This is a genomic window from Lactovum odontotermitis, assembly GCF_054658595.1.
The window spans coordinates 202,670-226,978 of record NZ_BAAGGQ010000001.1 but is presented as its reverse complement, the minus strand read 5'-3'; the positions used below and the strand labels follow the sequence as shown (position 1 = coordinate 226,978).

Here is a 24,309-nt window from a genome sequence, read left to right as displayed (position 1 = left end):
AAAATGAAAAAAACAATTTTATTTCTCTCTCCCACAGCGACGCTGGACAACGGAGCAGAGATTTCAATTTACAATTTCATGAAACTGCTGAGACAGCGCGGCCATGAAGTAATCAATGTGGCGCCTGACTTCTCGCACGCAGCGCGTTTCAGCTATGTTGCAGCTTTTGAAGCGCTGGGCATTAAAACCTTTCTGCTGCCCTCAATCAAATGGTGGTGGGCAGACGCACCAGGGCGTAAAGTTGACGAAAATGAACTGGCCTTCAACCATCGTGCACAGATTGCCAAATTGCGCCAGATTATTCAAGAAAATCGTGTAGATGTAGTTATTTCAAATACTGTCAATGTCTATCAAGGCAGTGTAGCCGCAGCAATAGAGAACATTCCGCATATTTGGCTGATTCACGAGTTCCCGGAGGACGAGTTTGAGTATTATCTGGAGAAAATTGATTACATTGACCAATATTCCACTGAAATCTTTTCGGTTCAGGGAAATTTAAATAAAGCCCTGCGCAGCTATTTTCCAAACCGCGAAGTCAAAACTTTCATCCCATTTTCAGAGCTTAAGGTAAATGGTTTGCAGCATGGTGAAAAGACACGCCTAGTCTGCATCGGCCGCCTATCTCCCCGCAAAAATCAGTTAGAATTAATCCGGGCGTTCCACAAATTGAATCGCCCAGACCTTGAATTAGTCCTAATCGGCGAAATTGAAGAAGACTACAAACCGCTGCTGGACAAGTATCTCAAAGATTATCAAGTCAAGAATGTCACTTTCACAGGCAACATGAAAGCCCCCTGGTCAATCGTAACCGACAAGGACATTTTTGTGACCACCTCCGGTAAAGAAACCTTCGGCCTAGTTGTCATTGAGGCGCTGCTCAACGGTGTACCAGTCATCATGTCTGACAACCCTGGATATGAAACAGTTTACGACATCTTCAAGCTCGGCAGGATGTACCATCTCGGGAATGTCAAACAGCTTAACGAGCAAATCACCGAAGTAATGCAGAATTTTGACGCGGAAAAAGCAGCAAGTCTGGCTGCGGCACCGTTTGTTCAAGAAAAATACCAAGTTGAGAATGCCTATGCAGAGCTGGTAAACACGGTTGAATCGGCCCTGACAGCAAAGCCCAATCCAGTGGCCACAATTGGCGGCCTGCTGAGCCTGAACGGCTATAAAGGTTACGTCAAACGCTCAACTAGAGTAAAATCTAAGATTTACGACACGCTGCACATAAACCCTGGAAAAGTAAAGAAAATCCTACGCCCGGCCTACCATGCCTTTAAAGACCCGAAAAAAGCTTTGAAACGCTTGACTTGGTACGCTAAACGTCCAATTTTCCTGGCCCGCAAAGCGATGTATCACAAAATGCGCGACAATTCACGCGCCAAATTGGCCAAGCCTGAACATCCGCGTCGTTTCTTAATTTACGTGATTTATGAAGACCAGCCGCGCATCCAGCAGTATAAAATTCTTTTTCTCGAAGCACTGTCCAAAATTGCTGAGCAGGTCATGATTGTGGTCAATGGACAAATTTCAGCCGAAGATCGGACGATTTTGTCTCAATACGGCACGATTGAAGCGCGTGAAAATCAGGGCTACGACGCAGCGGCCTTTCGCTATGGCATACTTAAAGCAGGAAAAGACACATTGTCTAAATTCGATGAACTAGTCATGGTAAACGACACGAACGTCGGTCCATTCATTGATTTGGCAGAAGTCTTCCAGAAGATGGATGAGAAAACACTTGATTTCTGGGGAATTTCCTACGGTGAAGAACAAGGGGATCCGCTGAAAATGAACCCTTACGGCATGATTCCAAAACACCTGCAGAGCTATTTTCTGGTCATCAAGAAAAATCTGCTGAATTATGACGGATTCTGGCGCTATTGGGAAAATTTACCAGACACAAATTCCCGTGAGCGCGCAATTCTCCTGCACGAAACAGTCTTTACACAAAAATTTGAAGACTTGGGCTTCCGCCATGATGCTGTCACAAATAATAACTATGACAGTGCAATTTACATCCACCCGCTGGAAATGGTGCTAGAAGGCGTACCGCTGGTCAAATACACAGCTTTCATGAATGACAGCGACGAGAAATATGAATGGCAGGGCATTGACCGGGCCTCCGAGATTCCAGAGCTGCTGCATTATATCAAAACTCAGACCAATTACCCAATGTCCGCGATTGATGAAGTATTTGCAGTCCAGAAAAAGAAACAAGAACGCCGCTACATCCTGATTATAGACGGTGTGGAAAATAAAATCCCGCAGTGCACGCGTTATCGTGTGCTTAACAAAGCTGAACAGCTGCGCAGTCTAGGCTTTGCGGTAAAAGTTGTCAATCAGTCTGAATTTAAACTTCCCGATGCTGAACTTTCCAGCCACATCATCATTTACCGTGCAGAATACAACATTGTTTTCAAAGAACTGCTGCGCCTGGCGCACAAGTACAATAAGCCAGTTTATTATGACATTGACGACCTCGTTATTGACCCTGTTTATACCAATCAGCTGTCCTATACACAGAGCCTGTCGCCGCGCGAGAAGAAAAACTATGACGCAACCGTGTTAGGCTACGGCAAACTGCTTAAACTCTGTGACGCAGCCATCACCACAACCGCAGTTCTCCAAGAAGAACTGCAGCATTACCAGCAAAGCGTCTTCCTGAACAGAAATCTGGCCAGTGCCGAGCTGGTCGAGTTGAGTGCCGAAGTGATGAAAGACTACAGTATAAAAAACAATGTCGTAAATATCGGCTATTTCTCAGGCTCAATCACTCATAACGAGAATTTTGAGCTGATTAAACCAGCAATTCTGGCAATTTTAGAAAAATATCCGCAAGTCAGGCTGAATCTGGTTGGACACTTAGACATCCCCAAAGAATTGGCCCCATACAGCAAACAATTAATCACGCATGATTATGTGGACTGGCAAGAACTGCCGAGTCTGCTGGCCAAAATGGACATCAACCTGGCTCCGCTAGTCGACAGCATCTTTAATCGTGCTAAATCTGAGATAAAATGGATTGAAGCCGCATTGGTAAAAGTGCCGACACTTGCCAGCAAAATAGGCGCTTTCGCAGAAATGGTGGAAGATGGCGTAACAGGATTATTAGCTGCCGAAAATGAATGGCAGACAGAATTAGAAAAACTGATTGAATCAGCAGATTTGCGTCAGCGTTTGGCTGAGCAGGCCTATTCAAAGGTCATAAAAGATTGTGTGACAGATAAGCACGCAGATGACCTTTCTCAGGCGCTGAATATTGAAGAGGTAAACAAATGAACGTAAGTTACAAATGGTTAAAAGAACTCGTGCCAGGCTTGGGTGAGCAGGCGAGTGCAAAAGAACTAGACAGCAAAATGTCGACCACCGGCATTGAAGTCGAAGGCGTGACAACACCAGCTGACGGCCTGTCCAAGCTCGTCGTGGGCGAAATCATCTCTCATGAAGACATCCCGGAAACACATCTGCATGTCTGCAAAGTCAATGTCGGCACGGAATCAGAAGAGCCGCTGCAAATCGTCTGCGGCGCGCCAAACGTCAAGGACGGCATGAAAGTCATCACAGCACTGGTCGGCGCTCGTATCGGCGGAAACACGAAAATTAAAAAAGGCAAAATGCGCGGCTACGAATCCCAAGGCATGCTCTGTGCATTGGATGAGCTCGGTGTACCGGCCGACATCAACCCGATGAAGCACGAAGAAGGAATCTATGAAATGCCTGTGGACGCGGCGCCTGGCGAGAGCATTTTCCCTTACCTCGACATGGATGACGAAATCCTTGAGCTGTCCATCACACCGAACCGTGCGGATGCACTGTCAATGCGAGGTGTCGCCTACGAAGCCGGCGCAATTTATGATTTACCGGTAAACCTGCACGAGCCGCACCTGCATGAAAGCCTGACAGAAACCGATAAACCCGCATCTGATGCAGTTTCCGTCAAAGTCGAGACAGACAAAGTCCCGACCTACAAGATCCGCATCATTGAAAATGTGAAAATCGCGAAATCACCGCTCTGGCTGCAGAACCGCCTGATGAACGCAGGCATCAAGCCAATCAATAACGTAGTCGACGTGACCAACTATGTCCTGATGTATTACGGACAGCCGCTTCACAGCTTTGATTTTGAAAAATTCGGCTCCAGCGAGATTCTAGTACGTCAAGCTGAAAACACGGAAAAAATCGTGACACTGAACGGGGATGAGCATGAACTGTCAGCAGACGACATCGTCATTACTGCAAACGGTGTGCCTGTCGGCCTCGCAGGTGTGATGGGAGGCTTAGACTCTGAGATTACCAATAGCACGACAACCGTCGCGTTAGAATCAGCCTTGTTTGACGGCAAGTCCATCCGGAAAACCTCACAAAAGTTCAATCTCCGCTCTGAAGCCTCTTCCCGTTTTGAAAAAGGCATCAACCAGGGAACCGTCCGTGAGGCGCTGGACTTCGCAGCCGCCATGATTGTCGAGCTCGCAGGCGGCCAAGTCCTCAAAGGCGTCGTCGAATCCAACGATTTTCAGCCAGTTTTACCGAAAGTCTCAATCACACTGAGCCGCTTGAACGCAGCCCTAGGTGTCCAGCTGCCGTCAGAAACCGTCAAAAACATCTTTGAAGCACTGGGCTTTGGCCTAGAGATAGACGGCGAGAAATTCACCTGTGAAATCCCCTCACGCCGCTGGGACATCAGCATCGAAGCAGACCTCGTCGAAGAAGTGGCGCGCCTCTACGGCTACGACAAACTTCCGGCGACACTCCCAGCTAGTCAAAACGCAGGCGAGCGCACGCCGATGCAGAACTTCCGCCGCAAAATCAGAAACCGGCTCGAAGCAGCCGGACTCAGCGAAGTCATCGGCTACAGCCTGACCACGCCTGAAAAAGCCGTGCAATTCACAGAAAATTCAGCCCTTACACCAGTCAAGCTAATGATGCCCATGTCCGAAGACCGCAGCACACTGCGCCTCAACGTAATTTCAAGCCTGCTTGACATCGTCAACTACAACCAGAACCGCAAGAACGCCAACCTGTCAATTTACGAAATAGGCACAGTTTTCCTGCCCGCAGCCAGCGAGGACGGCCGTCCAACGGAGATTCCAACCCTGGGCTTTGCCATTTCAGGCAGTGTGACGGACAAAACCTACGCCCAGAAAGCAGTTCCGGCGGATTTCTTTGCTGCGAAAGGCATCGTTGAAAGTCTTCTCATGGCTTACAAAAACGTCGAATTCGAGGCCTACAGCGAGATTCCCGAGATGCACCCGGGCCGGACTGCCAGGATTCTGCTCAATGGCCGACAAGTCGGCTTCGTGGGACAGGTCCATCCAGCAACGGCTAAGGCTTATGACATCAAAGAAACCTACGTCGGAACGCTTGATTTAGCCGCGTTACTAGAGCTTTCCCCCGCACAGGCAGTCTTCACAGAAATTCCGAAAATCCAGCCCGTCACCCGCGACATTGCCATGCTGGTCAGCGATAAAACTACCAATGCGGAAATCGTTGCAGCGGTTAAAAACAGCGGTGTCAAGCGTCTGACAAAGATTGAGCTCTTTGATGTCTTTGATGAAGCCGCCAAACTGGGTGCAGGCGTCAAGTCAATGGCCTATACGCTGACCTTCCAGGCGCAGGAGCAGTCCCTCACAGACGAGGAAATCACAGCTGCTATGTCTAAAATCGTCAAAAATCTGACTGAAAAACTCGGTGCAGAAATCCGTTAAATCAGTTTTCACAGCAACTTTGCCAAAATCCGAAAACTATGGTAAAATTTGCAGGAAGATTTACAAAAATTATAAAATGAGTAAAACGAGCCAAAAAACATCGAAACTGATGCTTTTAACCCTGGGAACACTAATGTTTTCAGGATTTTTGGCGAATATCCCGGTTAACGCCGACAGCAGTTCCACCGCGCAGCAGATTGATGACTACAAGAAAAAACTGAACGATTTAGCCGCCGAACTGACTCAGAACACGATAGATTCAGCCAAGCTAGAAACTGACCTATCAGCCCGCAAGCTGATTGTAGCCGACCAGATGCGCAGCGTACAGCTGAATTCGCAATATGCGAACACGAATATTCTTTATCAGATTTTCTTTAATCATCTGTCGCTTGAGCAGGCAGTTGCCATGTCTCGCGTCGTCAACCAGTCGATTGACAACGTTGAGCGCCTGAAAAAAGACGAAGCCAGACTAGCTCAGGAAAAAAAGGACATCACAGACCAGGAAGCCCAGATTCAAGTCGTCCTGGACACCCTATATTCGAAATACAATCAGGAACTTGCCGATGCCGAAGCAGCCAAACAGGCCACGCTTGCCGCACAGGCCGAATCAGCTAAAATAGCAGCACCAGCCGCAACAGCTGCCAACACAATTGCAGTCTCTGTTCCGGCACAGACCTCTTCTGCCAGCGCTGCCAGCGTTACAAGCTCAGCCGCCGCGCCGTCCTCCTCCTCCTCCTCAGCAGCCTCATCATCTGCGCCCTCAGCATCCGCTGCACCGCCTGCAAGTTCAGCTCCTGTGACCGCCTCAGCCGACTGGTCAGGCTGGTCCCCAGCCGCCGCCGCACAGTACGTCTCAAACGGCACCGGCGTCTCCGCCGAATGGTGGCTGACCATCCTCTACCGCGAGTCCGGCGGCAACCCGACAGCCGTCAACCCGTCATCCGGAACCTACGGCTATTTCCAGATGAACGGCGCAGCCCACGGCGGTGTAGATTATGCCGCAATGAGCCCGCAGCAGTATCTGGACTCAGTCGTCGGGCTCTATCAATCTCAAGGAGCCGGCGCCTGGGTGGCCACTAACTATTGATTAGACTGCTCTAAGCCAAACGACAAAACCCTGATAAATACGAATTTAACAGGGTTTTTGCTTGGAAAAAAACAGTTATTCTGTTAAAATAGAATTTCAGAAGCCCCATTTAATTATAAAAGAATGAGAAAAAAGCCAAATGCTATTTCAACGAGGTAAAAGATGTTTAATGCGGATTCCATAAAAAAGCTCAATGATTTAGAAATTCTAGCTTTTGATTATATCAATTGTGAGCCGAAAAAAGTTCAGAACATGACCATCCGCGAATTGGCGGATACAATTCATACCTCGACCACCACCATCGTACGGCTTGCAAATAAGTTAGGCTTCAATGGCTGGGCTGACCTGAAGTATTATCTCAAATCGAAAGAAAACGGATTTACCAAGATTGATGACGATTATGAGCCCAGACTCTCCCTTGATTTATTCTGGAAAGAACTTGAGAAACCTGAAACACAGGAAAAACTCAATCGTGCGGTGAACTCTATCGCAAACTCCAAATATACAATTTTCCTGGGACTAGGTGCGTCTGATGCGATGGGTCAATATGGCGCGCGTTACTTCAACAATTTAGGACATTCAGCATTTACATTTAATGACATTTTCCGTCCAATCAGTGAAAATGAGTTTATTGATACCGTCGTCATCGTTTTATCCGTATCCGGCGAGACGCCGGAAGTCATTGGAAAAGCCGTCGCAATGAAGCACTCCGGCGCTTTTCTCATCACAATTTCCAATAATGAAAAATCAACCCTTTCAAAGATGGCAGATATTACATTATCTTACAATGTACCAGACAAATACGCAGTAGAAAATACAGGGATAACATTAACCACACAGCTCCCGGTGATTGCGCTGCTGGAGCTGCTGGCTTACCGGACGCACCAGATATCCAGTCATTCGATAATCTTATGAGTCCAGAACTGAGCGTTGACTCAGTTTTTTGTTAGCCAAAATTTGTTACGTTTGTTGAAACATATTTCTTCTGCTCAAAAACGTCTTGAAAAAGAAAATGGAAAACGGTATCATAAATTTGTAATAAATTTAAAACACTATTAGGAGAAACTAATGGAAAAAGAAGAAAAGCAAAGCTGGGTCATGACGCATATTATGCCGCCGATGATGAAGTTCTTGAACACTAAAGCCGTTACGGCAATCAAGAATGGAATGATATATCCAGTACCGTTCATTATTGTCGGCTCAGTTTTCTTAATCTTGGGACAGTTCCCTTATCAGCCGATTCAGGATTATTTAAACGAAATCAAGCTCGGTCCGCTATTTCTGCAGATAAACAACGCATCATTCGGCATAACAGCAATTCTGGCCGTGTTCGGCATTGCCTATGTCTGGGTGAGAAATGAAGGCTTTGAAGCTGCGCCAGCCGGCATGGCTGCGATAATTTGCCATATCCTGCTCCAGCCGGATACAATTAAATCTGTCACAAATATTGCAGATTCCAGTAAAGTATCCACCGCTTGGCAGGTTTCAGGTGTGATTGACCGTCAGTGGCTCAGCGGCAAAGGAATCATTCTTTCAATCATCGTCGGCCTCCTGGTGGGATGGATTTACACCGGCCTGATGCGGCGCAAAATCACAATCAAGATGCCTGAACAGGTGCCGGAGAATGTTGCAGCTTCATTTACAGCCTTAGTTCCTGCCGGAATCATCATTACCCTTACAGGCATTGTGCACGGAATCTTTACAATCGGCTTCAATACAACCCTGGTTGAGCAGGTTTATAAGCTGATTCAGATGCCCTTACAACACGTTGTGGACGGCCCTGCCGGTCTGTTCGTCATTGCTTTTCTGCCTGTGTTCATCTGGTGGTTTGGTGTGCACGGCTCGACAATCATCGGCGGTATCATGGGTCCGTTGATGTTTGCAAATAATGTGGATAATCTGGAACTCTACAAAGCACATCATCTGGATTTAGCACACGGTGCCCACATCATCACACAGCCTTTCATGGACCAGTACTTGACCGTTACAGGTGCCGGTATGACGATTGGATTTGTTATCTTCATGCTTGTCCGGGCAAAATCGGCCCAGATGAAAACAATCGGCAAGCTGGAAATAGGCCCAGCCCTCTTCAATATCAATGAACCGATTCTATTCGGTATACCTGTCGTTCTGAATCCAATGCTTGCGATACCATTCATTTTGCAGCCTGTACTTTCAGGAGTCTTGACATATCTTGTAATTTTAGCCGGCATTATTCCTCCGCTGAACGGACTGCCCATTCCCTGGACAACACCGCCGATTATTTCAGGCTTGATTGTAGGCGGCTGGAAAGGCATGATTTGGCAAATTCTGATGCTGGCAATGTCGGTCGTCGTCTACTGGCCTTTTGCAGTACGCTATGACAAGATTCTACTCGCACAGGAAGCCGAAGTTGAAGCAGAAATTCAAGAAGAAAAAGCTGCCGGCAAATAACGCTGCCGAAATTGACCAATAAATAGAAAATAAAAATAGGCGCGCCCTTGGGTGAACGCCATAAAAGGAAAAAAATGACATTACGAAAAGACTTTCTCTGGGGCGGTGCAGTTGCGGCCCATCAGCTTGAAGGCGGCTGGAACGCCGACGGAAAGGGTATCTCAGTTGCTGATGTGATGACAGCCGGCAGCCACGGTGTCTCACGCCGTATCACAGATGGCGTGCTGCCGGGAGAAAACTATCCGAATCACGAAGCCATTGATTTCTATCATCGTTACAAAGATGATATTAAGCTCTTTGCTGAGCTGGGAATCAATTGCTTGCGCACCTCTATCGCCTGGACGCGAATCTTCCCCAACGGCGATGAAGCAGAGCCGAACGAAGCAGGCCTGCAGTTCTATGACAACCTCTTCGATGAATGCCTGAAATACGGTATTGAACCGGTTATCACGCTCTCTCACTTTGAAATGCCTTATCACTTAGTAACAGAATACGGCGGCTTCCGTAACCGCAAGCTGATTGATTTCTTTGTCCATTTTGCCGAAACTGTCATGACGCGATACAAAGACAAGGTCAAATACTGGATGACCTTCAACGAAATCAATAATCAGACCAACTTCGAGTCAGATTTTGCGACTTTCACGAATTCCGGCTTGAAGTTTGCTCCTGGGGAAGACCGCGAAGCACTCATGTATCAGGCCGCTCACTATGAGCTCGTAGCAAGCGCCAAAGTTGTTGAAATCGGCCACCTCATCAATCCGGATTTCCAGATTGGCTGCATGATTGCGATGTGTCCGATTTACCCGGAAAGCTGCAGGCCAGAGGACATGATGGCAGCGACAGTAGGCATGCAGCGGCGTTACTGGTTTGCCGATGTACATGTTCGCGGACATTACCCTGCCTATTTGGAAAAATACCTGAAGCGCAGAGACTTCCAGCTTGATATTACGGAAGAAGACCTGGCAATCTTGGCCGCAGGCCGTGTTGACTATATCGGTTTCAGTTACTACACAAGTTCAGTTGTTTCAGCCCAGAAAACAAATGGCAAGCCATATTTCGACTACAACGAGAATCGCAGCCTGGTCAAAAATGACTATGTCGAAGTTTCTGAGTGGGACTGGCAAATTGACCCGCTGGGGCTGCGCTGGAGTCTGAACTGGTTCTACGAGCGCTATGAAAAGCCGCTCTTCATCGTAGAAAATGGCCTTGGCGCGATAGATGAGGTCGAGCCTGACGGCAGCATTCACGATGCTTACCGTGTGGCATATCTCAGCTCGCATATTGCGGAAATGAAAGATGCCGTCAATATTGACGGTGTGGACCTGATTGGCTACACGCCATGGGGATTCATTGACCTCGTTTCAGCGGGCACAGGCGAGATGAAAAAGCGTTACGGCCTTATTTATGTCGACAAAGACAACGACGGCGGCGGAACACTGGCACGCAGTAAAAAAGACAGCTTTGACTGGTACCGGAAAGTAATCGCCACAAATGGTAAAGAGCTTTAAAGGCAGAGCAATCAATACGCCACGGCAAAGCACCAAACTGTCCAGCAGAAATGAACGGGAAAAATCTCTGAGATTCGCTTATTAAAAGCATTTCGGAGATTTTTAATTGATTTTATCGGATGAAGCCGGGATTTTCTGCTATAATAAAGTATGCAAAGCGGATGGATAATCAGACTTTTAGGCGGCTTCTACACCGTCGAATCAGACGGGCAAATCTTTCAGACCCGGGCGCGGGGAAATTTCCGCAACAAGTCCATAAAACCGCTGGTTGGAGATGATGTGGACTTTGAAAATGACTACATCATGAAAGTGCACGAGCGCAGGAATTCGCTGATACGACCGGCCATTGCCAATATTGACCAGGTTATCGTCGTCATGTCTACCGTCGAGCCGGATTTCAACCGCAATCTGCTGGACCGTTTTCTGGTACTCTTGGAACACCGTCATGTCCTGAGCAAGATTTACCTGACCAAGACAGACCTGAAACAGCTGGATTTGTCTGATTATGAAAAAATCGGCTATGAAGTTTTCTCAGACCCGAACCAGCTTTTGTCAGATTTGAAAGGCAAAGTGACTGTGTTCATGGGTCAGACAGGCGTCGGCAAGTCGACCTTATTAAACAAAATCGCACCGGACCTGGATTTAGCCACGGCTGAAATCTCCGCAGCCCTAGGCCGCGGCCGCCACACAACGCGCCACGTCGAACTCTACCATGTCGATGCCGCAGACGGCTGGATTGCCGACACACCAGGCTTTTCATCACTTGACTACGAAGTGGACAACATCCCCGAACTCAACCGCTGCTTCGTCGAAATTTACCAGACCAGCGCCGGCTGCAAGTTCCGCGAGTGCACCCATACCCATGAGCCCGAATGCGCCGTCAAAACGGCCGTTGCGCAGGGAAAAATCACCCAGTCACGCTATGACAGCTTCCTGCAGCTGTCGTCAGAAATCAATAAAACAAGAGAAGTTTATGTCAAAAAATCAAAAAAATCGTAATCGGGCAGTCATTCTGCACACAGTTGGGATATTTGTCCTATTACTAATCTGGCTTATCCTAATTGTCTTCAAAAATTCATTAGGCAGTCTAAAAATTCCGGTATTTGTCGGAATGCTCGTAGTCACTGTCGCAGGGCTTTATTTTCTGACAAAACTGCTAGTAAAAGGACTTAAGCACTGAAAAAGTTTAACTCGCTAAACAGAGTTTTGCATAGAAAGGCAACATCCAAATGACGAATTATTATATCGCCCCCTCTATTCTCTCAGGCGACTTCGGCAAATTCACTGAAGAAGCACTCCGACTGGAAAAAGCCGGTGCAGACTGGCTGCACATCGATATTATGGACAACCACTTCGTACCCAACCTGACCTTTGGCGCCGGCGTAGTTGCGGCTATGCGGCCCCACAGCAAGCTCTTTTTCGACTGCCACCTGATGGTTGAAAATCCCGAAGACTACGTAGAATCCTTTGCCGCAGCCGGCGCAGACAGCCTGAGCATCCACGTAGAGGCCACACGCCATATCCACGGTGCCCTGCAGAAAATCAAAGCCGCAGGTCTGCGAGCCAGTGTGGTCATCAATCCGGGCACGCCCGTCAGCGCCATTGAGCCCGTCCTTGGCCTCGTCGACATGGTGCTCGTCATGACCGTCAATCCAGGCTTCGGCGGCCAATCCTTCCTGCCCGAATGCCTGGAAAAAGTAGCTGACCTGTCCATGCTCCGCAAACTCCGCGGCCTGGATTTCAATATTGAAGTCGACGGCGGCATCACCGACGAAACCATCTCAGCCGCCAAAGCTGCCGGCGCCAACGTCTTTGTGGCCGGCTCATTCACATTCACGGGCGAGCCTGCTGAACAGATTCAAAAATTACGAGAGAAGTTATAATGCCATTAATGATATTTTTAATTGTCTGCATGCTGATTGCGATTGTGCTCGGCTTAGCCAACTTTTTCAAGAAGCCGCCGCATGATGAAAAAATGGTCGGCAGAATTGAGACACTTTCTTCAAATTTGACCGAAATTCGCCAGGATTTGCGTCAGGAATTAGGACAGAACCGTCAGGAAATTAACGGTGCGCTGAACCAGGTCATTGACATCACCAGCAACAATATCCGCGAATTTTCTGAGACAAATAATAAAAAAATGTCCGAATTGACCGAGCAGATTAACAGCAAATTTGACCGCCAGTTCAAGGATTTGCAGGAGTCAAATGAGAAAAAACTTGAACAAATTCAAAAATCTGTCGACGAAAAGCTCCAGGAAACGCTGAAAAAATCAATCAGCCAGAGCTTTGAGCAAGTTCAGCTGCAGCTCAAGTCAGTCGAACAAGGCCTCGGCCAAATGCGCAATCTAGCCAGCGATGTGGGCAGCCTGTCCAAAGTCATGTCAGGCGTGAAAACTCGCGGCATTATCGGCGAACTGCAGCTCAATCAGATTCTCGAGGACATCATGCCGCGCTCGCAGTACCGCGAGCAGGAGAACATCCAGGGCGCAAATAAAGTTGACTTTGCGGTCGTTCTGCCCGGCAAAATCGACAATGAAGAAGTGCTGCTGCCGATTGACTCGAAATTTCCGCTGGAAGATTATCAGCGCCTGTTGGATGCCCAGGAAAGCAATGACAGCGTGCTAGTCGAGCAGTTCCGTAAGGAACTTTTCAAGCGAATTAAAGATTTTGCCAAGGATATCTCCGGCAAATACATTCTGCCGCCGAAAACGACAGATTTTGCGATTATGTTTCTTCCGACAGAGGGACTTTTCATGGAGGTCGTGAACGCTGAGCACGGCAGTTTCATTGACCAGATTCGCCGCGATTTCAAGGTCAACATCACAGGACCAACAACCATGACAGCAGTCCTGAACTCGCTTCAAATGGGCTTCAAGACCTTGCAGATTGAGAAAAAATCCACCGAAGTCTTCAATCTGCTGACCAATGTTAAAACTGAGTTCGGAAAATACGGCACAGCCCTTGAAGCGATTCAGAAAGACCTTCAGAAATCAAACAAGGACATTGACCACCTCATCAATACCCGCACCAACATGATGAACCGTCAGCTGAACAAGCTGGACGCGCTTGATGGTGGTGAAAGTGCGCACTCTGACTCAGACTCGGACGAAAAGTAAAACTGGAGCTTAAAATCTTCAGTTTTTGAGTAAATTCCGCAGATTCTGTTATAATGGCTTATAGAAAGATAGCTGAAAATGATTGATAAACGCTTAGCCGAAATTACGGACTGCCTCTACCGTGTTGCTGTCAAAGCACTCATTGTCCGTGAGGGGAAGCTTCTGATTTCAAAAGAAGAAGAGAAACAGCTTAGTGATTTGAATCTGCACGGGATTCCCGGAGGTGGAGTGGACTACGGCGAGAATTTCCAGCAGGGTCTGATTCGAGAGCTCCGCGAAGAGTTGAAGCTCGAGCTTCTGCCGTCGCAAATTGAGGAGCAGCCTGTGAAGGTTTCTTTCGGCGAGTTAGCCGATGGGAGATTTGCAGGTGACAGGAATGTTCCGACAGTGCTTTTCTATTTCCCGGTGCGGCTTTTGGATAATCAGCAGCCTGTCGCAGGCGAAAACGGCTTTGAGTGGGCCGATGCGGCAGAATTGCAAACTGTGAATTTTGTTTCTCAAACTGCGGTGGACCGAGAATTTTTAATTGAGTTTTTGAATAATTATTAGAACAAATTTGCCCAGAATAGGTGACATTTCTGGAACATTTGTCCGAAAAAAGAACGTTAATCCAGGAGGGAAAAGGATGACTCTTATAAAAGACATGAAAGTAAACCAGAATTTTGAAGGTTTCTACCTGATTAAGTCAGTTGAGCTCAAGCAGACGCGGGCTGGTAAAGACTATCTGCAGATGGTTTTTCAGGACCGCAGCGGCACAATCGGCGGCAATCTTTGGGATGCTCAGGCGCATAACATCGAGACATTCACAGCCGGCAAGGTGGTGCATGTGGAGGGCAAACGCGAGGTCTACAATAATACGCCTCAGGTTAATCAGCTGACGCTGCGCCTGCCTGATTTCGGCGAGCCGTCACTGCCCTCGGATTTCCGTGAGAAATCACCTGTCAATGAAGAGGAGCTCCGCGAATACGTCACGTCGATTGTTTTCAAGATTGAAAATGCTACCTGGAATCGTATTGTGCGCGCGCTTTTGAAGAAATTTGACAAGGAATTTTACGAGTTTCCGGCTGCCAAGACCAATCATCATGCCTTTGAGGGCGGACTGGCCTTTCATGAGACGACCATGCTGAAACTGGCCGAAAAAATCTGCGAGGTTTATCCGCAGCTGAACAGTTCACTGATGTTTGCAGGGATTCTGCTGCATGACCTGGCAAAATGTCTTGAATTTACAGGATTTGAAAATACAAGTTATACTTTGAAGGGCAATCTGATTGGCCACATCGTGCTGATTGATGAAGAAATCACAAAAGCTGTCATCGAGCTCGGATTAGACGAAAACTCCGAAGATGTTTTATTACTGCGCCATGTTGTTTTGAGCCACCACGGTCAGCTTGACTTCGGCTCGCCTGTGCGGCCGCAGATTATGGAAGCTGAAATGATTCATCAAATCGACATGATGGATGCCAGCATGATGATGATGTCAACGGCCCTTTCGACAATTCCGAAGGGACAGCAGACCGCTCGCGTCTGGCCGATGGACAATCGGAGCTTTTACAAACCTAGTTTTACTGAATAATTATAAAAATAGAAAGAAGTCTAAAACATGGAAAACACACTCAAAAACGATCAGCTGGAAATCACAGTTGACACTTTCGGTGCAGAGCTGCACAGCATCGTCAAAGACGATATCGAATACCTCTGGCAGGCTGACAAAGCTTTCTGGGCACGTCATGCACCAGTCCTTTTCCCGATTGTCGGCAAGCTGAAAAACGGCAGCTACCATATCGGCGAAGACGAAACCGAGTACAAGATGGGCGGCCATGGTTTTGCACGCGACAATGAGTTTGAACTCGTCAAAGCTGATGATGACGAACTGATTTACGAACTCACACAAAATGAAGACACACTGAACAAATATCCCTACAATTTCGTCTTTAAAGTCGCTTACAAATTGACTGACAACAAGCTGCGCGTCCGCTATTATGTTAAAAACCAAGACGAGAAAACCATGTATTTCGGAGTAGGTGCACACCCGGCTTTCAACGTGCCGATTGCACAGGGCGGTTTTGAAGACTACACGCTGATGATTTCGCCACTTGAAAAGCGCACATTTATCCCGCTAGACCCGCCGTCCGGACTGATTTCTCTGGATGACCAGGAAGAAGTTGAAGTGCATAAAATTCCGCTTTCACGCGATTTATTCAAAAATGACGCACTGGTTTATACTTCAAGCCCCGAAATGGAAGTTTCTCTGACAAATTCTTTGGACGACCGCTCCGTGCGCGTCAGCTGGGAAGACATGCCTTTCTTCGGCCTCTGGAGCCCCTATCCGTCCGAAGCACCATTTGTCTGCATCGAGCCATGGTGCGGTGTTACGGATGATGACGGCACAGACGGCGACCTGTCCACCAAATTCGGCATCAACGAGCTGGAGCCTGAGGGTCATTTCGAATGCGAATACACGATTGAAATCAATTAAATTGCCTCACCAGAATTCTGGTGAGTTTTTTTCGGACAAATTTATCCCGCAGATTGGAGTTGTAGTATAATAAAGCTAATGGAGGTCGAAATGACAGATTTTAGAGAACCCTTAACACTACGTTCAGGTATTACTTTGCAGAATCGTCTGATTATGTCGCCGATGACAGTTGTTTTGAGCTTTTATAACGGCATCGTCACCAGTGAAGAGATTGAGCATTATGCAGCGCGCTCAGCCGGACTAGGCGCTGTTATCACAGGCACGGCCAATGTTCAGCCAAACGGGAAAGGCTGGCCCGGCGAATTAAAAATCAGTGATGATGAGGCAATTCCGCGCTTGCATGACTTGGCTGCGGCCATTCAGTCCAAAGGCGCCAAAGCCATTCTGCAGATATTTCATGCCGGCCGGATGACTTCCGCGCGAACAATCGGTGAACAGCCGGTTTCCGCAAGCAGTGTGGCTGCAGAAGTCCCAGGCGCAGAAATACCGCGTGAATTAACAGAAGCCGAGATTTTAGAAATTATCGAAGCCTTCGGCCAGGCAACACGCCGTGCCATTGCAGCAGGCTTTGACGGCGTCGAGATTCACGGCGCGAATATGTATCTGATTCACCAGTTCTTTTCGCCGCACAGCAATCGTCGCACTGACGCCTGGGGCGGGAGCCTGGAGAAAAGAATGAAGTTTCCGCTGGCCGTCATTGACCGTGTGAATGAAGAAGCCGACAAGGCCAATCGACCCTTTGCAGTAGGCTATCGTTTTTCACCGGTTGAAGGCACAAGGCCGGGCATTCGCCTGGAGGACACACTCAAATTTTTGGACGTCTTGCGTCAAAAACCGCTGGACTATTTGCACGTCTCGCTGAAAAATTACGCAAGAAAATCAAATTCTCCTGATTATCAGGAAAAATCAGAGCTGGCCTATATTCATGAAGCGCTGGCTGGAAGCAACATTCCATTGATTGGCGTCGGCAGTGTGCGGACGCGTGCAGATGTGAATGCTCTCCTGCAAGAGGCTGAGCTTTGTGCCATCGGCCAGCAATTGCTGGTAGACCCTGAATTTCCATTGAAACTGGCTGAAAACCGTGACAGTGAATTTGTCCAGAAACCATTTGGTGAGGCCATTTACGATGTCGCCATGCCGAATCCTGAGCTTAATTACCTCAAAGCACGCTACAATTAGACTGAAATTGTCAATAAAGGAAATGTACAGTCTAACACTTTTTGTATAATATAAAAAACCCAGTATGGAAAAAATTATGAATCTGAAAATTCGGCTGATTGAAAGTCAAGATGATCCCGCAGTAAAGCAGCTCGTTCAGGAAACCCTGTCGGAATTCGGCTTAAATCTGCCAGGCACTGCCTTTTTTGACCCTGAACTGGCTACCATGGCCGAGCATTATCAGGCAGCCGAACATGCCGGTTACTGGGTTTTGACAGACGGCAGGAAGATTTTAGGCGGCGCGGGTATTTTCCCGATTGACGCATTGACCTGTGAAGTTCAAAAGCTCTATTTGAAACCGGAGTTGCGCGGTCAGGGTTGGGGCGGAAAACTTCTGGAGCAGGCGCTGGGCTTTGCCCGGCAGCATTATCGCTACGCTTATCTGGACACCCGCTCCGAGCTGTCCGCTGCCATCGGCATGTACAAGAAATTCGGTTTCACCGAGCTCAAGGCGCCGCCAGAACATGCCACTCATAATTTTATGGACCATTGGTTTATCAAAGAATTATGAGCCAAAAAATGTTAAAATAGATGAAATTCAGAAAGGCTAACTTTTTATATGTCAAATTTTATAGTTGTTGAACATCCGCTCATTCAGCATAAGCTTTCAATCCTGCGCCGCAAAGAGGTTTCCTCCAAAGAGTTCCGTGAACTCGTTGATGAAATCGGCATGCTCATGGCGTACGAAGTCTGCCGCGATATGCCTTTGGAAGATGTGGAAATCGACACGCCGGTTGCCCATATGACGGCCAAACGTTTGGCCGGAAAAAAACCGGTGATTGTGCCCATTCTCCGGGCCGGTATCGGTATGGTGGACGGCATGAACAAGCTCATGCCGGCTGCGCGCGTCGGCTTTATCGGCATGTACCGTGACGAGGAGACACTTCAGCCGGTTGAGTATCTGGTAAAGCTTCCGACGGATGTTGCCGACCGTCAAGTGCTTCTGGTGGACCCGATGCTTGCTACCGGGGGTTCGGCCATTCTCGGCGTTGAGACGCTCAAGAAGCGCGGTGTGAAGAACATCAAGTTTGTCTGCTTAGTTGCCGCTCCAGAGGGCGTTAAGGCATTCCAGGAGGCCTGCCCGGATGTCAACATCTACGCTGCAGCACTTGATGACCATTTGAATGAGCACGGTTATATTGTACCTGGTCTTGGCGATGCCGGCGACCGTTTGTTCGGTACGAAATAATCGTTTAAACAAGCGAATTTTCCTGAATCTGAGAATGGCGGCAGCACTTGCTGCGTCAACGATTACAAGTTTTCTGGCAGCTGTTTTTGTCCAGAAACTGCTGAAATGTCAAAGCTAAATTAACAAAAACTCGCTATTAAGGCGGATTTTTGTTATGATGGAGTCATTATTATCCTGAAATGAGAAATAATATTTTGAAAAAGAAAAAAGTTCCCAGTAAATGGTCCAAAGCATCAGTCGGCGGTTTCATCATTGCCCTAGGCGTCGTTTACGGAGATATAGGTACCAGTCCGCTCTACACGATGAAATCCATCGTGACAGGCCAGGGCGGCGGCCGATATATCAACGAAGACTTTGTTATCGGCGCGGTTTCACTGATTTTCTGGACATTGACGCTGATAACGACCGTCAAATACGTCCTGATTGCCCTGAATGCAGATAACCACAAGGAAGGCGGCATTTTCTCGCTCTATACACTGGTGCGGCGCTTTAAGAAATGGCTGATTGTCCCAGCGATGATTGGCGGCGCGGCTTTGCTTTCTGACGGCACCTTAACGCCGGCGGTGACGGTGACCTCTGCCATTGAAGGACTGCACGGCGTTCCAGGCTTTGTCTCGACATTCGGCACAGACCAGAATGTCGTCGTGGTCATAACAGTGTCAATCCTGGCGATTCTTTTCCTGATTCAGCGCTTCGGCACAGACGTCATCGGCAAGCTTTTCGGACCCATCATGACGCTCTGGTTCGGCTTTGTCGGCGTTGCCGGCTTCTTCAACATGCTGAGCAACCTTTCCATCTGGCGCGCCCTGAATCCCTGGTATGCGGTCAACCTGCTTTTCAATTCGTCAAACCATGCCGGCATCTTCATCTTGGGCTCGATTTTCCTGGCCACGACCGGTGCAGAAGCCCTCTATTCAGACCTCGGCCACGTCGGCAAAAACAATATCTATGTCAGCTGGCCTGTCGTCAAAGTCTGCCTTTTCTTGAACTACGCAGGCCAGGGAGCTTTCCTTCTGCGGGCGGGGGACAAATACGGCTACGCAGCCGAGTTTAACCCATTCTTTGACATGCTTCCCAAATCAATTACGGTTTACGCTGTTATATTGGCAACTTTAGCAGCCATTATAGCCTCTCAATCCTTGATAGCCGGCTCCTTTACCTTAGTCTCCGAGGCCATTCGCCTGAAAATGCTGCCCATGTTTAAGATTCTCTATCCGGGAAAAACTTACGGCCAGATGTACATCCCAGCGATTAATTTCTGCCTCTGGTTTGTGACAACGAGCATCGTTCTGCTTTTCAGAACATCCACTCACATGGAAGCGGCCTACGGCCTGGCCATTACCGTGACCATGCTGATGACCACACTGCTTTTGTCCTTCTATCTGATTACAACAGGCGTCAAACCCTTTCTCTCGCGGCTTATCATGGGCTTCTTCGCCCTTATCGAAAGCGTCTTCTTTATCTCGTCGGCAGTTAAGTTTGTGCACGGCGGCTACGTCGTTGTTATCATTGCTGCTGTCATCATCTTTGTCATGTTTGTCTGGGTGCGCGGCTCCAGCATTGTCCAGCGCTATGTAAAGAAATTGGACGTTTCCAATTATATTGAACAACTTCAAGAACTCAAAGATGACCATGAAGTGGACATGTACCAGACAAATGTCGTTTATTTGACCAGCCGCATGAAGGGGACAAAGCTTGACATGTCGATTCTTTATTCGATTTTGGACAAAAAGCCCAAGAGGGCAGAAGTCTACTGGCTGGTGAACGTTCAGGTTACAGATATGCCTTATACCAACGAGTACGAAGTCGACATGATGGGAACAGACTTTGTCGTGCATGTCACGCTCTACCTCGGCTTCCACATGCCGCAGGAAGTCCCGCGTTACCTGCGCGCCATTGTGCAGGACCTGATGGAATCCGGCCGTCTGCCCAAGCAGCATCAGAAGTATACAATTAAGCCTGGCCGCTCAGTCGGCGACTTCGGTTTCGTTGTCATAGAAGAGCATTTGAACAATGCGCGGACAATTTCACCTTTTGACCGTTTTATTCTGCAGACAAAGCTGTCCATCAAGAAAATCACCACATCGCCTGCCCGCTGGTTCGGCCTGCAGTTCTCTGACTACACGGTTGAGCACGTACCGCTGATTCTTAATGATGTCAAAGTTATGAAAGCAATTGAGCGCAAGCATGAGTCTGAGCCCTTAATACCGTAATAAAAAATGCTCTGAGAAGGGCATTTTTTGTAAAATGATTTCTGCCAGTGGAATTAATCTTCCTGCTTCAGACTCTCACTTTGCGGCGTCAGCCACTTTGCATAAGGGTCTTCGGACTCAGAAGCAGCCATGCTCTCAGAACCTGGTATCACAACGCCGTCAGGCATTTCCAGAACCCCTAAATCGGCCAGAAGGCTGTCTACATCGTTACGTTTTTTTGTCTGCATTGCCATTTTTTTATCTCCTTTTGGAATAGCATTCGCGCCGCGGCAGTGTCAAAAGCGCCTGTATACGGCTAAAGTCGCAACAGTCTGCTTAAGCAAGCGCTCGGCATTTTGAATTTTTTAGCTGAAATCAAGACTTTCATTTGCCGGTTTTATCTGCATAAATCGCCTGTCATTCAACTTTTCCTTAATTTTACACTTTTTTACAATTTTTTGGGTGAAAAAAAGCACTGAGACTTGATTTTTTAAGATAATCTGATAAAATGGTTCAGTACGGTATCGCCATGCTGCGATCACCACAATATTTTATTAAGGAGACATTTTAAAAAATGGCTAGAGAAAAATACGATCGTAGCAAACCACACGTTAATATTGGTACTATCGGTCACGTCGATCACGGTAAAACTACTTTGACTGCAGCAATTACTAAGGTTCTTGCTGAAAAATATCCTTCAGCAACAAACGTTGTAAAAGATTATGCGTCTATCGATGCTGCTCCAGAAGAGCGTGAGCGTGGTATCACCATCAACACAGCCCACGTTGAGTATGAGACGCCTGCTCGTCACTATGCCCACATCGACGCCCCTGGACACGCGGACTACGTTAAGAACATGATTACTGGTGCTGCCCAGATGGACGGAGCAATCCTCGTTGTGGCTGCTACAGACGGCCCTATGCCTCAGACGCGTGAGCACATCCTGCTTTCACGTCAGGTTGGTGTTAAATACTTGATTGTCTTCTTGAACAAGGCTGACCTTGTTGATGATGACGAGCTGCTTGAACTCGTTGAGATGGAAGTTCGCGACCTCTTGACTGAATACGGCTTTGACGGTGATAACATCCCTGTTATCGTTGGTTCAGCACTTGGTGCTTTGAACGGCGAGCAGAAGTATGTTGACGCTGTTCTTAAGCTTATGGAAACAGTTGATACATACATCCCGACTCCAGAGCGTGATGTTGACAAACCATTGCTTCTTCCTGTCGAGGATGTCTTCTCAATCACAGGTCGTGGTACAGTTGCTTCAGGCCGTATCGACCGTGGTACTGTTAAAATCAATGATGAAGTTGAAATTGTTGGTATCAAGCCTGAAACTAAGAAGGCTGTTGTTACGGGCGTTGAAATGTTCCGTAAGACGCTTGACATGGGTATTGCCGGCGATAACGTTGGTGTATTGCTCCGTGGTATCCAGCGTGATGAAATCGAGCGTGGACAAGTCTTGGCTAAGCCAGGTTCAATCACTCCTCACACTAAGTTCAAGGGTGAAGTTTACGTCTTGACAAAAGAAGAAGGCGGACGTCACACTCCATTCTTCGACAACTACCGTCCACAGTTCTACTTCCACACAACTGACGTTACTGGTTCATTGAAGCTGCCTGCCGGCACTGAAATGGTTATGCCTGGTGACAACGTAACAATCGAAGTTGAATTGATTCACCCAGTTGCCGTTGAGCAAGGTACAACTTTCTCAATCCGTGAAGGCGGACGTACTGTTGGTTCAGGTATCGTTGCTGAAATCGAAAAATAATCTCGTTTGAGATTTTAAAAGTCTGTCAGATTTGGCAGGCTTTTTTGCTGGGCTTTAGCGACAAATTTGAGGCAAATAAAAAATCCCGAGTCAATCAGGATTTTTTTGGAATCAAATTTCAGTCTCAGTAAAGACTTCTCGGTCAACAAAGAGCTGCATCTGGAAATAAAATTTTTCGACAATCATCGGGTCCGCGTTTTTGAAAATGTTGACATTGCGCAGCCCGGATTTGTCAGTAACAGAGAGCTTGAAGCCTGTCAAGTCAGAATTGACGATAATCTTCAACAGGAAGCCGTCGCCTGAGTTGGGCGAAACTTCCAAGAGCCTTGAGAACTCATACTGGCCGAGCTTCGTCGGGATAAAGGTCACATCGCGTAGTGTGTATTTTTTGATGTTCGGTGAGATGCTGTATTTGTATTTGCAGCCGGCAAGCTGCTTTTCTTTGACAAAGGCCATTATTTTGTCCTCCTTGCTATTTTAAACAGGTCTTTAGGGCTGCAGTAAACTGGTCAATTTCTTCGATTGTGTTCAGTTCTGACAGTGAAATTCGCAGGTTTTCCTCTAGTTTGGGTGAATCTGGCCCATAGACAGCGTCCAGTACGTGGCTTGGCAGAACGGCACCGGCAGTGCAGGCAGAACCGGTTGAGACGGCGAAGCCTGCTAAATCAAGTTTTGTCAGCAGCAGCGCATTATCAGCACCAGGAAAACCGAGGTTCAGAACGTGCGGCAGATTTTCAGAGCCGAAGCGATTCTCGTAGTAATCAATATTTTCAGCCGCCAGGTTGGACAGAAGCCGCTCGCGAAGTTTTTCTACTTTGGCGTAGTTTTCGTCCAGATGCTGGTAATCGACTTCAAGCGCTCGCGCCATGGCTGCAATGCTCGCCAGATTCTCAGTGCCTGCGCGATGATTGTCTTCCTGTCTTCCGCCATGTATCAAGCGGTCAAACTTGACTTCCGGCGAATGGTACAACAGACCGACACCTTTAGGACCATGAAATTTATGCGCGGAGGCGCTCAGGAAGTCCGCACCGATTTTCTGCGGCAGAACCGGAATTTTGCCCATGGCTTGGACGGCATCTACGTGAAAGGCGATGTTTTCAATCTGCGAGAGCATTTCGCCGATTTCTTGAACGGGAAGAAGCTGTCCAGTCTCGTTGTTGGCCATCATGACGGATACGAGGATGGTATCGGCTCGGACAGCAGACAAGATTCGGCCGGCTGACAGATTTCCCTTGCTATCAGGTGTAACTGTGGTAATCTCGAAGCCGAAACGCATCTCAAGGTAGCGCATAGCTTCAAGGACGCTGGGGTGCTCAATCGCAGTTGTGACAATGTGGCGCCCCTGCTCAATATTGGCTAGTGCATAACTGATGATTGCGGTATTATTGGCCTCCGAAGCGCCGGAGGTGAAAACGAGAGAACTGGCCGGAACTTCAAGGAGCTCAGCAATTTTCTCGCGCGATTCGCGCAGCAGTTTCGCCGCAGAACGTCCGGGTGCGTGTATACTTGAAGGGTTGCCGTAGACCTCAGTCAGACTGGACAATAGAGTCTCGGCGACTTCAGGCAGAACCGGCGTTGTTGCAGCATTGTCAAAGTAAATCAT

The 24,309-nt window shown here is 47.9% G+C and carries 21 protein-coding genes; 18 read left to right on the top strand and 3 right to left on the bottom strand.

Translation table 11 applies throughout. The annotated features are described in order from the left end of the window. The first annotated feature begins 3 nt into the window (after positions 1-3). The 17 genes from ACYQ2E_RS01040 to ACYQ2E_RS00960 all read left to right on the top strand — a co-directional run bounded on the left by ACYQ2E_RS01040 (position 4) and on the right by ACYQ2E_RS00960 (position 20,956). The gene (locus tag ACYQ2E_RS01040) at positions 4-3,288 is read left to right on the top strand and encodes a rhamnan synthesis F family protein (RefSeq protein WP_460016187.1); all 3,285 of its coding nucleotides are present in this window, start codon (positions 4-6) and stop codon (positions 3,286-3,288) included. Continuing rightward, positions 3,285-5,714, top strand: a complete 2,430-nt coding sequence (gene pheT / locus ACYQ2E_RS01035; protein ID WP_460016186.1) for a phenylalanine--tRNA ligase subunit beta — start codon at positions 3,285-3,287, stop codon at positions 5,712-5,714. Before ACYQ2E_RS01040 ends, pheT begins: the two co-directional genes overlap by 4 nt. A 76-nt stretch (positions 5,715-5,790) precedes the next feature. Continuing rightward, a complete protein-coding gene (locus ACYQ2E_RS01030) occupies positions 5,791-6,801 on the top strand; it encodes a hypothetical protein (RefSeq protein WP_460016185.1) in 1,011 nt (336 codons plus the stop codon). Between the two features lie 162 nt (positions 6,802-6,963). Continuing rightward, complete coding sequence (locus ACYQ2E_RS01025) at positions 6,964-7,716, top strand: MurR/RpiR family transcriptional regulator (RefSeq protein WP_460016184.1); 753 nt, start codon at positions 6,964-6,966, stop codon at positions 7,714-7,716. Positions 7,717-7,869: 153 nt separating this feature from the next. Continuing rightward, positions 7,870-9,234, top strand: coding sequence for a PTS sugar transporter subunit IIC (locus ACYQ2E_RS01020; RefSeq protein WP_460016183.1), 1,365 nt, complete (start codon positions 7,870-7,872; stop codon positions 9,232-9,234). Positions 9,235-9,308: 74 nt separating this feature from the next. Further along, positions 9,309-10,742 (top strand): 6-phospho-beta-glucosidase, encoded by a 1,434-nt coding sequence (locus ACYQ2E_RS01015; protein WP_460016182.1) that lies wholly within the window; start codon positions 9,309-9,311, stop codon positions 10,740-10,742. Between the two features lie 150 nt (positions 10,743-10,892). After that, complete coding sequence (gene rsgA / locus ACYQ2E_RS01010; protein WP_460016181.1) at positions 10,893-11,741, top strand: ribosome small subunit-dependent GTPase A; 849 nt, start codon at positions 10,893-10,895, stop codon at positions 11,739-11,741. Continuing rightward, a complete protein-coding gene (locus ACYQ2E_RS01005; protein ID WP_460016180.1) occupies positions 11,716-11,922 on the top strand; it encodes a hypothetical protein in 207 nt (68 codons plus the stop codon). The genes rsgA and ACYQ2E_RS01005 overlap by 26 nt, the downstream gene beginning before the upstream one ends. 49 nt (positions 11,923-11,971) lie before the next feature. After that, a complete protein-coding gene (gene rpe, locus ACYQ2E_RS01000; protein WP_460016179.1) occupies positions 11,972-12,625 on the top strand; it encodes a ribulose-phosphate 3-epimerase in 654 nt (217 codons plus the stop codon). Beyond that, entirely contained in the window at positions 12,625-13,860 is a 1,236-nt protein-coding gene (locus ACYQ2E_RS00995; RefSeq protein ID WP_460016178.1) for a DNA recombination protein RmuC, read from the top strand. Before rpe ends, ACYQ2E_RS00995 begins: the two co-directional genes overlap by 1 nt. A 78-nt stretch (positions 13,861-13,938) precedes the next feature. Then, positions 13,939-14,409 (top strand): NUDIX domain-containing protein, encoded by a 471-nt coding sequence (locus ACYQ2E_RS00990; RefSeq protein WP_460016177.1) that lies wholly within the window; start codon positions 13,939-13,941, stop codon positions 14,407-14,409. 76 nt (positions 14,410-14,485) lie between these two features. Beyond that, positions 14,486-15,433, top strand: a complete 948-nt coding sequence (locus tag ACYQ2E_RS00985; protein ID WP_460016176.1) for a 3'-5' exoribonuclease YhaM family protein — start codon at positions 14,486-14,488, stop codon at positions 15,431-15,433. Positions 15,434-15,460: 27 nt separating this feature from the next. Then, the gene (locus ACYQ2E_RS00980) at positions 15,461-16,336 is read left to right on the top strand and encodes an aldose 1-epimerase family protein (protein WP_460016175.1); all 876 of its coding nucleotides are present in this window, start codon (positions 15,461-15,463) and stop codon (positions 16,334-16,336) included. 90 nt (positions 16,337-16,426) lie between these two features. After that, positions 16,427-17,515 carry an NADH-dependent flavin oxidoreductase gene (locus tag ACYQ2E_RS00975; RefSeq protein ID WP_460016174.1) on the top strand — a complete coding sequence of 363 codons (1,089 nt, stop codon included), beginning with the start codon at positions 16,427-16,429 and terminating at the stop codon, positions 17,513-17,515. Positions 17,516-17,591: 76 nt separating this feature from the next. Then, positions 17,592-18,065: a GNAT family N-acetyltransferase gene (locus tag ACYQ2E_RS00970; protein ID WP_460016173.1), complete on the top strand. Its 474-nt coding sequence runs from the start codon at positions 17,592-17,594 to the stop codon at positions 18,063-18,065. A 48-nt stretch (positions 18,066-18,113) separates the two neighbouring features. Continuing rightward, positions 18,114-18,743: a uracil phosphoribosyltransferase gene (upp, locus tag ACYQ2E_RS00965; RefSeq protein ID WP_460016172.1), complete on the top strand. Its 630-nt coding sequence runs from the start codon at positions 18,114-18,116 to the stop codon at positions 18,741-18,743. Between the two features lie 194 nt (positions 18,744-18,937). Then, positions 18,938-20,956, top strand: coding sequence for a KUP/HAK/KT family potassium transporter (locus ACYQ2E_RS00960; RefSeq protein ID WP_460016171.1), 2,019 nt, complete (start codon positions 18,938-18,940; stop codon positions 20,954-20,956). A 53-nt stretch (positions 20,957-21,009) separates the two neighbouring features. Here the strand turns inward: ACYQ2E_RS00960 and ACYQ2E_RS00955 are convergent, their stop codons facing one another. After that, positions 21,010-21,189 (bottom strand): hypothetical protein, encoded by a 180-nt coding sequence (locus ACYQ2E_RS00955; RefSeq protein ID WP_460016170.1) that lies wholly within the window; start codon positions 21,187-21,189, stop codon positions 21,010-21,012. Positions 21,190-21,509: 320 nt separating this feature from the next. Here ACYQ2E_RS00955 and tuf point away from each other — a divergent pair, with 320 nt between their 5' ends. After that, the gene (tuf, locus tag ACYQ2E_RS00950) at positions 21,510-22,706 is read left to right on the top strand and encodes an elongation factor Tu (protein WP_460016169.1); all 1,197 of its coding nucleotides are present in this window, start codon (positions 21,510-21,512) and stop codon (positions 22,704-22,706) included. Between the two features lie 111 nt (positions 22,707-22,817). On the opposite strand, the gene ACYQ2E_RS00945 is transcribed toward tuf, so the two are convergent. Continuing rightward, on the bottom strand, positions 22,818-23,162 hold the full coding sequence (locus ACYQ2E_RS00945; RefSeq protein WP_460016168.1) for a DUF1831 domain-containing protein: 345 nt from the start codon (positions 23,160-23,162) through the stop codon (positions 22,818-22,820). A 16-nt stretch (positions 23,163-23,178) separates the two neighbouring features. Then, the gene (locus ACYQ2E_RS00940; protein WP_460016167.1) at positions 23,179-24,309 is read right to left on the bottom strand and encodes a cysteine desulfurase family protein; all 1,131 of its coding nucleotides are present in this window, start codon (positions 24,307-24,309) and stop codon (positions 23,179-23,181) included.

Bases quoted from the DNA above. Each gene is read 5' to 3' on its own strand.
- ACYQ2E_RS00980 (WP_460016175.1), top strand. From the start codon at position 15,461: ATGGAAAACACACTCAAAAACGATCAGCTGGAAATCACAGTTGACACT.
- ACYQ2E_RS01020 (WP_460016183.1), top strand. From the start codon at position 7,870: ATGGAAAAAGAAGAAAAGCAAAGCTGGGTCATGACGCATATTATGCCG.
- ACYQ2E_RS00940 (WP_460016167.1), bottom strand. From the start codon at position 24,309: ATGATTTACTTTGACAATGCTGCAACAACGCCGGTTCTGCCTGAAGTC.
- upp (WP_460016172.1), top strand. From the start codon at position 18,114: ATGTCAAATTTTATAGTTGTTGAACATCCGCTCATTCAGCATAAGCTT.
- tuf (WP_460016169.1), top strand. From the start codon at position 21,510: ATGGCTAGAGAAAAATACGATCGTAGCAAACCACACGTTAATATTGGT.
- ACYQ2E_RS00955 (WP_460016170.1), bottom strand. From the start codon at position 21,189: ATGGCAATGCAGACAAAAAAACGTAACGATGTAGACAGCCTTCTGGCC.
- ACYQ2E_RS00985 (WP_460016176.1), top strand. From the start codon at position 14,486: ATGACTCTTATAAAAGACATGAAAGTAAACCAGAATTTTGAAGGTTTC.
- ACYQ2E_RS00975 (WP_460016174.1), top strand. From the start codon at position 16,427: ATGACAGATTTTAGAGAACCCTTAACACTACGTTCAGGTATTACTTTG.
- rpe (WP_460016179.1), top strand. From the start codon at position 11,972: ATGACGAATTATTATATCGCCCCCTCTATTCTCTCAGGCGACTTCGGC.
- ACYQ2E_RS00995 (WP_460016178.1), top strand. From the start codon at position 12,625: ATGCCATTAATGATATTTTTAATTGTCTGCATGCTGATTGCGATTGTG.
- ACYQ2E_RS01030 (WP_460016185.1), top strand. From the start codon at position 5,791: ATGAGTAAAACGAGCCAAAAAACATCGAAACTGATGCTTTTAACCCTG.
- ACYQ2E_RS00990 (WP_460016177.1), top strand. From the start codon at position 13,939: ATGATTGATAAACGCTTAGCCGAAATTACGGACTGCCTCTACCGTGTT.
- ACYQ2E_RS01040 (WP_460016187.1), top strand. From the start codon at position 4: ATGAAAAAAACAATTTTATTTCTCTCTCCCACAGCGACGCTGGACAAC.
- ACYQ2E_RS00945 (WP_460016168.1), bottom strand. From the start codon at position 23,162: ATGGCCTTTGTCAAAGAAAAGCAGCTTGCCGGCTGCAAATACAAATAC.
- ACYQ2E_RS01025 (WP_460016184.1), top strand. From the start codon at position 6,964: ATGTTTAATGCGGATTCCATAAAAAAGCTCAATGATTTAGAAATTCTA.
- ACYQ2E_RS01015 (WP_460016182.1), top strand. From the start codon at position 9,309: ATGACATTACGAAAAGACTTTCTCTGGGGCGGTGCAGTTGCGGCCCAT.
- ACYQ2E_RS00970 (WP_460016173.1), top strand. From the start codon at position 17,592: ATGAATCTGAAAATTCGGCTGATTGAAAGTCAAGATGATCCCGCAGTA.
- rsgA (WP_460016181.1), top strand. From the start codon at position 10,893: ATGCAAAGCGGATGGATAATCAGACTTTTAGGCGGCTTCTACACCGTC.
- ACYQ2E_RS01005 (WP_460016180.1), top strand. From the start codon at position 11,716: ATGTCAAAAAATCAAAAAAATCGTAATCGGGCAGTCATTCTGCACACA.
- pheT (WP_460016186.1), top strand. From the start codon at position 3,285: ATGAACGTAAGTTACAAATGGTTAAAAGAACTCGTGCCAGGCTTGGGT.